Source organism: uncultured Brachyspira sp. (genome assembly GCF_910578695.1).
In the GTDB taxonomy this organism is placed as follows: domain Bacteria; phylum Spirochaetota; class Brachyspiria; order Brachyspirales; family Brachyspiraceae; genus Brachyspira.
In genome coordinates this window covers 1-12,055 of record NZ_CAJTQJ010000058.1, presented here as the reverse complement: position 1 = coordinate 12,055, position 12,055 = coordinate 1, and the positions used below count along the sequence as shown (strand labels likewise).

The window sequence follows — 12,055 nt, the reverse complement described above, 5'->3', positions numbered from 1 at the left end:
GCAAAGCTGGTTATTAGCTAATTTTTAGCGAGTTTATAGCTAGCAACAATAAAAAAAATATAAATTATGAGTTTAGATTTTAATAATAATGAAGCATTAGAAATAGAAGATGATGAACTTAATTTATCTGATGAAAATAAAAAATCATTTATCGTTTTAGAAGATGATGCAGATAAAAGGCTTGATATATTTATAAGCGAAAAATTAAATATTACAAGAAGTCAGATAAAAAATTATATAACTTCTATAACTGTTAATGGCATAGAAAAAAAATTATCATACTCTGTAAGATTAAATGATATTATAGTAATAAATTTAAATGATATATCAAAAGAAGATACTGAAAATCCTATCGCTGAAAATATTGATTTGGATATAATCTATGAAGATAAATATTTACTTGTAATAAATAAGCCTGCTGGTATGAGTGTGCATTGCTCTCCTTCAGAAATGAGCGGTACTTTAGTTAATGCTCTTCTTTACAAGATAAAAGATTTTGATTTTTTGGGAAATAAAAGCAGGGCTGGAATTATACATAGACTTGATAAAGATACATCAGGACTTATGATTGTAGGTAAAAATTCTAATATAGTATTAAGCATTCAGCAGCAGTTTAAAAATAGAACTATAAAAAAGATTTATCATGCCGTAGTTATAGGATTATTAAAAGATAATTATGCAGAGATAAATTTACCTATAGGAAGACATCATTTATACAGAAAAAAAATGGCAGTAAGAGAAGACGGCAAAGATGCACTCACTCATATCAAGGTTTTAAAAAGATTCAAAAACCATACTCTTTTAGAAATCAATATAAAAACAGGAAGAACTCATCAAATAAGAGTTCATTCATCATATAAAGGTTTTCCTGTAGCAGGCGATAAAATATATTCTAAAAGTTTTAATAAATATTCAGGACTTATGCTTAATGCTAAAAGAATAGAATTTGTTCACCCTATAACAAAAGAAATATTAGAATTTGAAATAGATTATCCTGATTATTTTAAAAATTTTCTATATTCAGATAATATATAAAATTCTATTATTTTCTTTTAGAGTTTTTTATATTATTATTTTTTTTGGATTTATTTATTTTATTTTGAAAGGTATTTGTTTTTTTTATAGATAATCTTTTTTTCTTAGGCTTAGCTTTTGCCCATTTAGATTTATTATGTTTTTTTTCCTCCTTTTTTTCATTATTATTTCTATTTTCTAAATTATTATTTCTATTTTCTAAATTATTATTATTTTCTAAAATACTATCTTCATTATTATAATTTATATTATCATTATAATTTATATCATCATAATCTATATTATCATAATTATCAATATTGGAAAATATATTTTCTATATCCATAAGCTTTTTATTTTTCTGATTAAAGAAGAAGTCTATTTCTTTTTTAGTCAAATCTCTAATATGCCCTGCCTCTAATGTGCCTGAAACTTCATCATATTTTCCTACACAGCCTACAGATATTCTTTCTAAGTCTATAACCTTATATCCTAGATAATCAAATATTTTTCTTATCTCTCTGTTTTTACCTTCATTTATAGTTAAACGAATTTTACTTTGAACTTTACCTTTGGATAAAATTTTAAATTTGAAAGGAGAATACGAAATATTTTTTATGGTAACTCCATTGCTTGCATTAAAAAGAGCTTCTGAATCTATTTTGCCGTTTACTGTAACATCATAAACTTTTAATATTTCATACGAAGGATGCGTAATTATATTGGCAAATTCTCCGTCATTTGTGATTATCATTATTCCTCTTGATTCGGAATCGAGCCTGCCTGCATAAAAAAGTCTCTCTTTTATATCTTTAAAAAATTCTGTAATTATTCTTCTTCCGGGCAAATATTTAGCAGTGCTTACAACCCCAAGAGGTTTATATAATGCCATATATCTCTTTGCCTGTCTTTTTATTAATTGTCTGTCTATAGAAACAGAATCTTCTTCTTTTACTCTATATGCAGGATCTAATATTACCTGATTATTTACTCTAACTCTTCCAGATACTATTGCCTTTTCGCAGTTTCTTCTGCTTGCAAAACCAGATTCTAATATTACCTTTACTAATCTTACAGTTTCTTCTTGTTTTTTCATTTTTTTAATTACTCTCTGAAATTAATTTATAATATACTAAAATACTGTTTTGTCAAAGATATAATAATAATATTATCTTCTTCTTCTAATTGAAGAGCCTCTGAAAATAGATTTTTTTCTTGCTGAGCTTCTAGAATTAGGCTTATATAAAGTTCTCCTTTGAGAAGAAGTATTATTAAATACATTTCTTTTAGGAGTTTTTGAATATCTGTCATCAAAATAGTCTTTATTAATTGTTCTTCTTCTGCCATAATCATCATAATATACAGGTCTTCTGCTGTTTATCATATTCATAAGCATCATATATGTAAAAAAACTGCCTCCGAATCCTCCTCTGTCAGCTATTATCTTAGCTTTTTCAGGCTTAATTTCTTCGATGAAATTAGTATATTTAGTAAAAGAATTTGTAGGAGAAGGTATATTAAATTCATATTTTCCTGCATCAAACATCATAGGACCTATTTGAGACATAGAAGTATTAACTATAATATCATCATCATTCATAAACTGAGAAATCAAAAATATATTTTCTGACTGTCTTCCTGATTTTTTAGCTTCAACTATTACTTTTATGCTGCCGTTTTCTTTATCAGCAGATAAAATATTAAAATATGACTTTGCAGGTAAATAGCAGGAAATAAATATAAAATTAAAAAATAATAAAATATAAACTTTCTTCATAATAATAAACCTATCTATTTTTTATCTAGTCCAAATTAATATAAGCAGCTTCTTTATGCTTATTTCCAATTCCATAAAATTATTAGATAAAGTTCTTTTCTCGCTCTTTGCCAGCAATTTTTCATATAATATTTCATTAAGCAGATAAACTAAAAAATCTTCAGCATTTGAATATACTTCTCCTAAACTTTCAGAAGTATAAAACACTATTTCTTTATTATCTCTAATCTCATTTTCAACAGCATTTCTTATTTTTATCTTTTCATCATCATTTAAATTATATATATGTTCTTCTAATTCTTCTTTATTTTTTAAAACTTCAAATTGAAAGTCATCTTCATAAAGAGATTTTAACTCTGTATATTTTATAATATCAAAATATTTTTTTACTTCATCTAATATCATTTTAATGCCGAATACAAAAATACTGTTTTATTATAAACATTATTTTTTATTTGTCAATGTTGTGAAGAAATTGAATAATTATATAAAAATTAAAGAGGCAAAAGTATATATTATACTATTTGCCTAAAAATATTTATGAACATTAAAATTAAGAGAATATTAAAGAGTTTTCATATCTATTACATATCTGAATTTAGCTTTTCCTGTTGTAAGTTTTTCATAAGCCTCATCTATTTGATTTGCAGATATTATTTCTGTTTCAGGATATATTTTATGCTTCAAAGAAAAATCAAGCATTTCCTGAGTTTCTTTTATACCGCCTATCATAGAACCGTAAACTTTTTTTCCGCCTGCAAATATAAGTCTTGCCAAATCTATGCTTTGTTTTAATTCAGCAGGAGGAAGTCCTACAATAGCCATTTCTCCGCCGTATTTTAGTAAATCAACATAATCATTAACATTATATCCTGTAGGTATAGTTGATATTATCAAATCAAATCTGATAGGAATATCCTTTTTAGAAACTGAAGTAAATAAATCTTTAGCTCCCATTTCTAAAGCTTCTTTTTTCTTTTTATCATTTCTTGCAAATACATAAACTTCAGCTCCCATATTAACAGCATATTTCAAAGCCATAGAGCCAAGTCCTCCAAATCCTGCAACTCCCACTTTATCGCCCTTTTTTACACCTGAAAATTTTAAAGGCGAATAAGTTGTTATTCCTGCACATAATAAAGGAGCAACCTTTTCCATTGGGGCATCCTGAGGTACATTTACAGCAAATTTCTCGCTTACTACTATATTATTAGAATATCCGCCGTAAGTAGGCTCATCATTATGAAAATGATCTTTACAGTCATAAGTAAGTACAGTTTGTCCTCTTTCGCAAAATTGTTCATGACTTCTTTTACAGGCTTCACATTCTCCGCATGAGTTTACCATACAGCCTACACCTGCATAATCACCTATTTTAAATTTACTTACATTCCTGCCTACAGCAGCAACCTTCCCTGCAATTTCATGTCCCGGAACCATAGGATATATTCCTTCATGCCATTCGCTTCTTGCTGAGTGTATATCGCTATGACATATTCCTGCATACATTATCTCTATCAAAATATCATTATCACCCATAGAATGTCTTGAAAACTCAAATTGTTTAAAAGTATCTGTTTTGCTATGAACAGCATAGCCTTTAGCATTTATTCTTTTTCCAGAATTCGCTTCTTCTAAATTATTATCTAAAAGCATAAAAAATAACTCCTATAATATTAAATTTTTTATTATTATAACATTAAACCGTACTCTAATGTCAATATGTATTTTTGATTTTTATTTTATAATTGGCTTACTAATATAAAATACATTATATGCTGCGGAGGTAACTGCCAATTTTTAGACTTGTTTAACGCTTCAAGTTCCTCCATTAAAGTTTTTGCTGATATTATTGTATATACTCCTTCATTTTAAATAACCTCATTGTTTTAGTTTTTTATTGATTATCTATTGTTTTCATATCTATTACATATCTGAATTTTACTTCTCCGTTAATTACTTTATTATATGCTTCTGCAATAGATTGAGCATCGGCATTGATAATTTCAACATTCGGATATATATTATTTTGTATGGAATAATTTAAAGCTTCTTGAGTTTCTTCATTCTTCCTATAAAATAAAATTTTATAAAATGCAATTTACTATTTTTAAAAAAACTGTATAATTATTAAAATTTTTTATTTAAGGATTTTTATAATGATAGATGTAAAATTAATAAGAGAAAATATCGAATTAGTAGAAAAGAATTTAGAAAAAAGAAGAAGTAAAGCTTCACTTGACAAATTAAAATCATTAGAACATGACAGACTTAACTTATTAAAAGAAGTTGAACAGGACAGAGCTAAAAAAAATGAAGCTTCAAAAAAAATCGGCGAATATATGAAATCCGGCAATAAAGAAGAAGCAGAAAAAATAAAAGAAGAAATGAAAAATTTTACAGAATCCTTAAATAAAAAAGAAGAAAAATTATCGCAGTTGGAAGAGGCTGTTAATAATGAAATACTTTATCTTCCGAATATGCTTTCAGAAGATGTACCTGACGGAGACGATGAGCATTCCAATAAAGAGATTATAAGATGGGGAGAGCCACGCAAATTCGACTTTGAGGTAAAAGACCATGTTGATGTAGCTTTGGGACTTGATATACTTGATATTGAAAGAGCTGTTAGAATGTCAAGAACCCGTTTTTCACTTATGAAAGGAAAAGGTGCTGCTTTAGAAAGAGCATTGATTAATTTTATGCTTAAGAAACATACAAGCGAGCATGGATATACAGAATATATACCTCCTATGCTTGTTAATGGCAGAACTATGACTGGAACAGGACAGCTTCCAAAGTTTGAAGAGGATTTATTTAAAACTACAGATGATCCTGCTTTATACCTTATACCTACAGCAGAAGTGCCTCTTACAAATATATACAGAGAAGAGATTATACCTGAAAATATGCTTCCTATATATGCTACAGCTTATACTCCTTGTTTTCGTTCTGAAGCTGGTTCTTATGGAAAAGATATGAGAGGATTAATAAGACAGCATCAATTCGATAAAGTTGAGCTTGTAAAAATATGTACTGCCGATAAATCCAAAGAAGAACATGATAAAATGCTTAAAGATGCAGAAAGTATTTTGCAGGCATTAGAACTTCCTTATAGAGTAGTGGTTCTTTCTTCTGGGGATATAGGAAATGCCGCTTATAAAACTTTTGATATAGAAGTTTGGCTTCCTTCACAAAATACTTACAGAGAAATTTCAAGCGTAAGCAACTGCTGGGATTATCAGGCAAGAAGAATGCAGATGAGAACTAGAAAAAACGGTAAAACAGAATTAGTGCATACTTTAAATGGTTCTGGTATTGCTGTCGGAAGAACTTGGATTGCTATATTAGAAAATTATCAGCAGGCAGACGGAAGCGTAATAATTCCAGAGGCTTTAAGACCATTTACAGGATTTGATAGGATAGAAAAGGTTAATTAATGGCTTCAGATAAAAAATATCTTGATACAGTATTAAACAAATTAGATTCTTTAGATGATATTTATTATAAATCTATGATGGGAGAATACATAATTTATTATAAAAATAAAATAATGGCTTATGTATGCGATAATCATTTATTTATAAAGCCTACTGATAAAGCTAAATCATTAATAAATAATTATATATTAAAACCGCCTTATCAAAATGCTAAAGAGATGATATTTATAGAAGATATTAATAATTATAATAATGATTTCTTTAAATATTTATTTAATGAAATTTATGATGAGCTTCCTCTAATAAAAAAAGTCAAAAATAAAAATAAATAAAACAATAAGTGCAAATCTTAAATAAGGTCTGCACTTTTTTACTTCATTAAAAGTGATGATTGGATTTATATTTAAATTTAGTATATAATGTTAATTAATAATATAATACAAATTTTATGAGTATTTATTTAATATGTCTTCGTATGAGGATTTAAAATCTAATGCTGAATTCCTAATAAAATTACTCAAATATTCCTCATCACTATAAAAGCAGCTTTTATCATATAGAATATAATACATAAACAAATTAGAAAAATTTTCTTCGTTTATAATATTCCAATCTATAGCAAATGAACTATTTTCCTTTAGTATTCTATTTATTATTATATGTCCAAGTTCATGTGCTATTATTATTCTTTTTTCTTCTACATCCATATCTTTTTTTATAAAAATAATATCTGTAAAAAAATTACTATCAGGCGAATACATAGCAGGTATATCTATATCATCTTGTATTATAATAATTTTATAAAGAGAATTCAATATTATTCTTTTAATATATGAAGATGTTTTATTTAAATCTTTATAAAATATATTTTTAAATGATTCTTTTAAATTATCATCTGAAATTGGAATATTATTTAATAAATAATCAATATTGTTTTTATCTAAAATAATTTTAAATAAGTTATTAAAATTTGTGTTATCAAATAAATTATTTTTAAGCTGTCTTTGTCTGTTTTGCAGTACTAAATTTTCTATAGTACTTTTCCAATGTGATAAATAAGAAGCTTCAATATATTTATGGAAAATTGATTTAAATAAATTAGTATCTATTAAATCTATTAATTTTTTTTCATCTGATTCACTGCCATTATTAAAAACACTGCCTACACAAGTTTTAAATATATTATATAAATTAATATTATGCATTTTTTAATTATATGCCTCTATAAAATCTAAACTCTTCATTTAGAAACATTTTCAGTATAGACCTATATTTTTTTTCATCAGATATATCTTTATTAAAAAATTTTATATTATCTGAACAGCAAGCTTCTGTTAGTAATTCTATTTTTTGTTTATAATCATTTTCTTCTATTCCATTTTTAATAAAGAATTTTTTAACCATATCTTCAGATGTACATAACTGTAAATCTTTAATAGTATCATTATGCATATGAATCCTTAATATAATATTTAACAATTATAGTATAAAATTTACTTCAATTCAATATATTCAAAACAAATATTAGGCTTATTTCTATGTAATTATATGTAATTAAATTTTAAAACTTAATTTACATACCCGCCCTATTGATTAAAAAATATAGCAAATTACTATAAATATCAGACTTTTTACTATACATTATATTTAATTAAACTATTCCCAATACTTTTTCATTCTTTCTTTTAGAGAAGATTTGTATTTTTCAAAATCATTAATAGGCTCTTTAGCAAGCCCTTCATCACAAGCAGCCTTAGCAACAGCAGGCGATACCCATTCAATAACTCTAGGATCAAAAGGCTTAGGTACTATATAATTTTTACCAAACTCAAAAGTTTTATTTCCATAGGCTTTGAAAACTTCTTCAGGTACTTTTTCTTTAGCAAGGGCAGCCAATGCTAATGAAGCAGCCATTTTCATTTTCTCTGATATAGCTTTTGCCTTCACATCTAAAGCACCTCTGAATATGAAAGGGAAACCTAATACATTATTAATCTGATTAGGATAATCGCTTCTTCCTGTAGCCATGATTAAATCATCTCTTATAGCTATAGCCTTTTCGTATTGTATTTCAGGGTTAGGGTTGGCCATAGCAAATATTATAGGATTTTTAGCCATAGATTTAACCATGTCTTCAGTAACGCAGTCAGCAACAGAAAGCCCAGCAAATACATTAGCTCCTTTCATAGCTTCTTCCAGATTTTTTACTTTTAAATCAGTAGCAAATTCTCTTTTCTCTTCAGTAACAGATTCTATTCTATCTTTAGTGATAACACCTTTACTATCGCACATAATAATATTTTCTCTAGGCACTCCCAATGCTACAAACATTTTGGCACATGAAATACCAGCAGAACCAGCTCCATTAAATACTATCTTAGCATTTTTTTTATCTATATTTGAAATTTCTAAAGCATTAATCAAAGCAGCAGAACATATTATAGCAGTTCCATGCTGATCATCATGAAACACAGGTATATCGCATTTTTCTATTAAAGTTTTTTCTATTTTGAAGCATTCAGGAGCTTTTATATCTTCGAGATTAATACCGCCGAAAGTAGGCTCTAATGCTTTCACTATATCTATAATTTTATCAGGGTCTTTTTCATTAATTTCTATATCAAATACATCAATATCAGCAAAGCGTTTGAATAGTATTCCCTTTCCCTCCATAACAGGCTTGGAAGCTAAAGCACCTCTGTCCCCTAAGCCAAGTATTGCAGTGCCGTTTGAAATAACAGCTACTAAATTTCCTTTAGAAGTGTATTTATATGCCTCATTTGGATTTTCAGCTATTTCAAGTACAGGCTTTGCAACGCCCGGAGTATATGCTAAAGATAAATCATCTGCAGTTTTACAAGGCTTCGCAGATATTACTTCTATTTTACCAGCCTTTCCTTTAGAATGATATTCTAATGATTTTATTTTTAATTCATCATACATAATAAATTCTCCTTTTGTTATATTTATAACCAAATAATTTAATGCATAATCAGTATTATAAAAAACTTTTTGTTCTATTAAAAAACTTAAATAAAAGTTATTAATTATTACTATTTATTTAAAAGACTTATAAATAGACTGCTGAAAGTATAATAAAATATGCTAATCTAGTATATACTAATTATTTTATAAGGTTTTTTAAATACTAAATAATTTATAAGTATAGTAATTTCATATTATATAAAATAATAGCCAGTCTATAAACTTAAATCATCAATTATTTTTAATTCCTCATCAGTAAGAGGCATTTTATTTATAATTTTTAAATTTTCTATTATTTGGCTTGACTTTGAAGCTCCTATCAGTACATTTGTAATCTCTTCGTCTCTAAGAACCCATCTTAAAGACATTTGTGCTAAAGTTTCTCCCCTCTCTTTTGCTAAATTATTAAGATTTTTAATCTGCTTCATTCTTTTTCTATTTAGAGCATCGCGATTTAAATATCTTCCGTCAGATTCTATTCTGCTGTCACTTGGAATGCCATTTAGATATTTGTCTGTTAATAAACCCTGAGCTAATGGACTGTATGCTATTATTCCTTTTCCTAATTTTTTAGATTTTAATTTAAGTCCATTATTTTCTATAGTTCTGTCAAATATTGAATATCTATTTTGATTTATAATAAAAGGGACATTAGCCAAATAAAATAATTTTGATGCCTTTTCCATTGTAATACCGTCATAATTTGAAAGCCCTATATACAAAGCCTTGCCGTCTTTTACTATTCTAGTTAATGCTTCAATAGTTTCTTCAAGAGGTGTTTCTCTGTCCATTCTATGATGATAAAATATATCGATATATTCTATATTAAGCCTTTTTAAACTCTGATTAATGCTTGCTATCAAATGTTTTTTACTTCCCCAATTTCCGTAAGGTCCTTTCCACATATCATAACCTGCTTTAGTACTTATTATAAGCTCATCTCTGTATTTATTAAGACCTTCACCTAAAATTCTAGCCATACTCATTTCAGCATATCCGTGAGGAGGTCCGTAATTATTAGCCAAATCAAAATATGTTATGCCGTTATCAAATGCCGTTTTTATCATATCTTTCATATTATCATAATCGCAATTCTCTCCAAAATTATGCCAAAGCCCGAATGATATTATAGGAAGTTTTAATCCGCTTTTACCGCATTTTTTATATATGATTTTACTGTATCTGTTTTCAGAAATTTGCATTTTTCTACCTTCTTTCTTTTAATTTATAATAGCTATTTATTAAGTATAGATTTATTATAATTTTATTCAAGTATAAATTGTAAAAATTATTCTTTAATATTACTAAAATAATTTCCGATAGTTATAAATAGTATGTGATTTCATATTTTGGAATTTACGAGGTATTATGATGTTGAAAAAAGTTTTGATACAAGTTATTTTAATTTGTATAATGATAAGCTGTTATACTGTAAAGCCTAAAGATGATAATGTTGTTAAAAATAATAATGAAAATAGAGAAGGTAATATAACTAGAGATGATCCTGCAAAAATGAAAGTTACAGTTTACGGAGCTGATAAGGAAGTTCAGGCTGTAGAGATAAATGATAAAGTTTATTATGTGATAGGCGGAAAAAATGCTGAAAATATGTCAGAAGATGAAATAAAAAGATCCTCTATAACAGCACCTTTAAAAGTTACAGAAGATACTGTTAATGGTTTCAAAGGCATAATTATCACATATTATGATGTTAAAATTTTTTTAGGGCGAAATTCAGGTACAGCAACCACCGTAGGAATATTTGAACCTCAGAAAAATGCTTGGACTACAGGTAATGATTTAGATAGAAGTTTATCTATACAAATAAAACTTTCAAGAAATATAGCAGGTCCTATAGATATCAAAAGAGGAAGCATATCTTTAACATATCATTAATTATTTATTTGTATATAATTTGTATAATTCGCTTGAAACTATGTCTATAGTATACGGAGTTTTATTCATTTCAAATGCATATAAATCCCATCTGTATTGATCCAATATTTGAAATTGTATTATATATTCATTAGTGCCGTATCTGGCTACTATATCTATATATCTTTTATAATCATCTTCTGATATAAAATCCTGCCATTCAACAGAATGAAAATTTGATATAAGGCTTTTTATTGTAATATGCGGGTATGAAGTAAATGAGCTATTTTTAATTAAATTAATAGCATCAAAATTTCGGCTTTTAATATCTATATGTTCTTTATTAGTTTCTACTATATTTAGTCTGTACTGCCTGCTTTCTTTCTTTTTTTCTTCACAGGATATGATTAATAATAGTGCTGCTATCATAGTAAAAATTTTATTCATATTAAAGCTCTATAATTAGTTTTATATATTATCGGTCAAACATTTTTATTATTGATATTTATTATAAAAATAATAAAAAATCAAACCTGAGCAGATGGCACATAATAGCTGCAATAATAAAAAAGAACAAATAAAAATAATATTTACTTGTCCTTTTATTAAATTTCTTAAATTTTTCAGCATATTAATTTCTTCTTCCTTTAGTTATATTTCCTTCAATATCAACAGTTATTTTATTTCCTCTTCTAAATTGAATTATATATCCTTTATGTTTTTTTTGAATATATATAATTTTCTCATTAGGAAATTCTCTTTTTATAGTATTTATTACCTTTTCTTCTATATAGTCTATGGATATTTCATCTCCGCTGCCGCTTATAGTGTTCCATTCTCCGTTTGAATTTACATATATTTTAAGTCCGCCTTTAAATATTAAGGGGCTGACCCAGATAACTAAAAAAGCTCCCTTTTTGCTAAATTATATATAATTTCTAATTGTTTTTCAATATCTTTATTA

13 protein-coding genes and 2 pseudogenes are annotated in these 12,055 nt (G+C 26.7%); 4 read left to right on the top strand and 11 right to left on the bottom strand.

From position 1 onward, the window contains the following. Positions 1-66: 66 nt before the first annotated feature. Positions 67-1,035, top strand: a complete 969-nt coding sequence (locus QZ288_RS11240; RefSeq protein WP_295158911.1) for an RluA family pseudouridine synthase — start codon at positions 67-69, stop codon at positions 1,033-1,035. Positions 1,036-1,042: 7 nt separating this feature from the next. On the opposite strand, the gene QZ288_RS11235 is transcribed toward QZ288_RS11240, so the two are convergent. The 5 genes and pseudogenes from QZ288_RS11235 to QZ288_RS11215 all read right to left on the bottom strand — a co-directional run. Next, complete coding sequence (locus QZ288_RS11235; protein ID WP_295158909.1) at positions 1,043-2,110, bottom strand: pseudouridine synthase; 1,068 nt, start codon at positions 2,108-2,110, stop codon at positions 1,043-1,045. Between the two features lie 72 nt (positions 2,111-2,182). After that, positions 2,183-2,791 carry a hypothetical protein gene (locus QZ288_RS11230; protein WP_295158907.1) on the bottom strand — a complete coding sequence of 203 codons (609 nt, stop codon included), beginning with the start codon at positions 2,789-2,791 and terminating at the stop codon, positions 2,183-2,185. 21 nt (positions 2,792-2,812) lie between these two features. After that, a complete protein-coding gene (locus QZ288_RS11225; RefSeq protein ID WP_295158905.1) occupies positions 2,813-3,196 on the bottom strand; it encodes a hypothetical protein in 384 nt (127 codons plus the stop codon). Positions 3,197-3,355: 159 nt separating this feature from the next. Continuing rightward, positions 3,356-4,447, bottom strand: coding sequence for an NAD(P)-dependent alcohol dehydrogenase (locus QZ288_RS11220; RefSeq protein WP_295158903.1), 1,092 nt, complete (start codon positions 4,445-4,447; stop codon positions 3,356-3,358). 241 nt (positions 4,448-4,688) lie between these two features. Then, positions 4,689-4,853 (bottom strand): annotated as a pseudogene (locus QZ288_RS11215) (NAD(P)-dependent alcohol dehydrogenase); the annotation flags it as partial. Positions 4,854-4,950: 97 nt separating this feature from the next. Here QZ288_RS11215 and serS point away from each other — a divergent pair. After that, positions 4,951-6,231, top strand: a complete 1,281-nt coding sequence (gene serS / locus QZ288_RS11210) for a serine--tRNA ligase (protein ID WP_295158901.1) — start codon at positions 4,951-4,953, stop codon at positions 6,229-6,231. After that, complete coding sequence (locus tag QZ288_RS11205) at positions 6,231-6,563, top strand: TfoX/Sxy family protein (protein ID WP_295158899.1); 333 nt, start codon at positions 6,231-6,233, stop codon at positions 6,561-6,563. Before serS ends, QZ288_RS11205 begins: the two co-directional genes overlap by 1 nt. A 114-nt stretch (positions 6,564-6,677) precedes the next feature. Here the strand turns inward: QZ288_RS11205 and QZ288_RS11200 are convergent, their stop codons facing one another. The 4 genes from QZ288_RS11200 to QZ288_RS11185 form a co-directional block, all read right to left on the bottom strand. Beyond that, positions 6,678-7,436 (bottom strand): ImmA/IrrE family metallo-endopeptidase, encoded by a 759-nt coding sequence (locus tag QZ288_RS11200; RefSeq protein ID WP_295158897.1) that lies wholly within the window; start codon positions 7,434-7,436, stop codon positions 6,678-6,680. A 7-nt stretch (positions 7,437-7,443) separates the two neighbouring features. Continuing rightward, positions 7,444-7,683 carry a hypothetical protein gene (locus QZ288_RS11195; protein ID WP_295158895.1) on the bottom strand — a complete coding sequence of 80 codons (240 nt, stop codon included), beginning with the start codon at positions 7,681-7,683 and terminating at the stop codon, positions 7,444-7,446. A 204-nt stretch (positions 7,684-7,887) separates the two neighbouring features. Beyond that, positions 7,888-9,174, bottom strand: a complete 1,287-nt coding sequence (locus QZ288_RS11190) for a malic enzyme-like NAD(P)-binding protein (protein WP_295158893.1) — start codon at positions 9,172-9,174, stop codon at positions 7,888-7,890. A gap of 257 nt (positions 9,175-9,431) precedes the next feature. After that, positions 9,432-10,418 carry an aldo/keto reductase gene (locus QZ288_RS11185; protein ID WP_295158891.1) on the bottom strand — a complete coding sequence of 329 codons (987 nt, stop codon included), beginning with the start codon at positions 10,416-10,418 and terminating at the stop codon, positions 9,432-9,434. Positions 10,419-10,587: 169 nt separating this feature from the next. On the opposite strand from QZ288_RS11185, the gene QZ288_RS11180 reads away from it, so the two are divergent. Next, positions 10,588-11,112 (top strand): hypothetical protein, encoded by a 525-nt coding sequence (locus QZ288_RS11180; protein ID WP_295158913.1) that lies wholly within the window; start codon positions 10,588-10,590, stop codon positions 11,110-11,112. Here QZ288_RS11180 and QZ288_RS11175 read toward each other — a convergent pair whose 3' ends face one another. Together QZ288_RS11175 and QZ288_RS11170 are read right to left on the bottom strand one after the other, a co-directional pair. Then, entirely contained in the window at positions 11,113-11,538 is a 426-nt protein-coding gene (locus tag QZ288_RS11175) for a hypothetical protein (protein WP_295158890.1), read from the bottom strand. Between the two features lie 184 nt (positions 11,539-11,722). Next, positions 11,723-11,974: pseudogene (locus QZ288_RS11170) on the bottom strand (PepSY-like domain-containing protein); the annotation flags it as partial. Between the last annotated feature and the right edge of the window lie 81 nt (positions 11,975-12,055).

Coding starts and splice junctions, on each gene's coding strand:
- QZ288_RS11200 (WP_295158897.1), bottom strand. CDS start 7,436: ATGCATAATATTAATTTATATAATATATTTAAAACTTGTGTAGGCAGT.
- QZ288_RS11225 (WP_295158905.1), bottom strand. CDS start 3,196: ATGATATTAGATGAAGTAAAAAAATATTTTGATATTATAAAATATACA.
- QZ288_RS11220 (WP_295158903.1), bottom strand. CDS start 4,447: ATGCTTTTAGATAATAATTTAGAAGAAGCGAATTCTGGAAAAAGAATA.
- QZ288_RS11175 (WP_295158890.1), bottom strand. CDS start 11,538: ATGAATAAAATTTTTACTATGATAGCAGCACTATTATTAATCATATCC.
- QZ288_RS11190 (WP_295158893.1), bottom strand. CDS start 9,174: ATGTATGATGAATTAAAAATAAAATCATTAGAATATCATTCTAAAGGA.
- QZ288_RS11230 (WP_295158907.1), bottom strand. CDS start 2,791: ATGAAGAAAGTTTATATTTTATTATTTTTTAATTTTATATTTATTTCC.
- QZ288_RS11240 (WP_295158911.1), top strand. CDS start 67: ATGAGTTTAGATTTTAATAATAATGAAGCATTAGAAATAGAAGATGAT.
- QZ288_RS11180 (WP_295158913.1), top strand. CDS start 10,588: ATGTTGAAAAAAGTTTTGATACAAGTTATTTTAATTTGTATAATGATA.
- QZ288_RS11185 (WP_295158891.1), bottom strand. CDS start 10,418: ATGCAAATTTCTGAAAACAGATACAGTAAAATCATATATAAAAAATGC.
- QZ288_RS11195 (WP_295158895.1), bottom strand. CDS start 7,683: ATGCATAATGATACTATTAAAGATTTACAGTTATGTACATCTGAAGAT.
- QZ288_RS11235 (WP_295158909.1), bottom strand. CDS start 2,110: ATGAAAAAACAAGAAGAAACTGTAAGATTAGTAAAGGTAATATTAGAA.
- serS (WP_295158901.1), top strand. CDS start 4,951: ATGATAGATGTAAAATTAATAAGAGAAAATATCGAATTAGTAGAAAAG.
- QZ288_RS11205 (WP_295158899.1), top strand. CDS start 6,231: ATGGCTTCAGATAAAAAATATCTTGATACAGTATTAAACAAATTAGAT.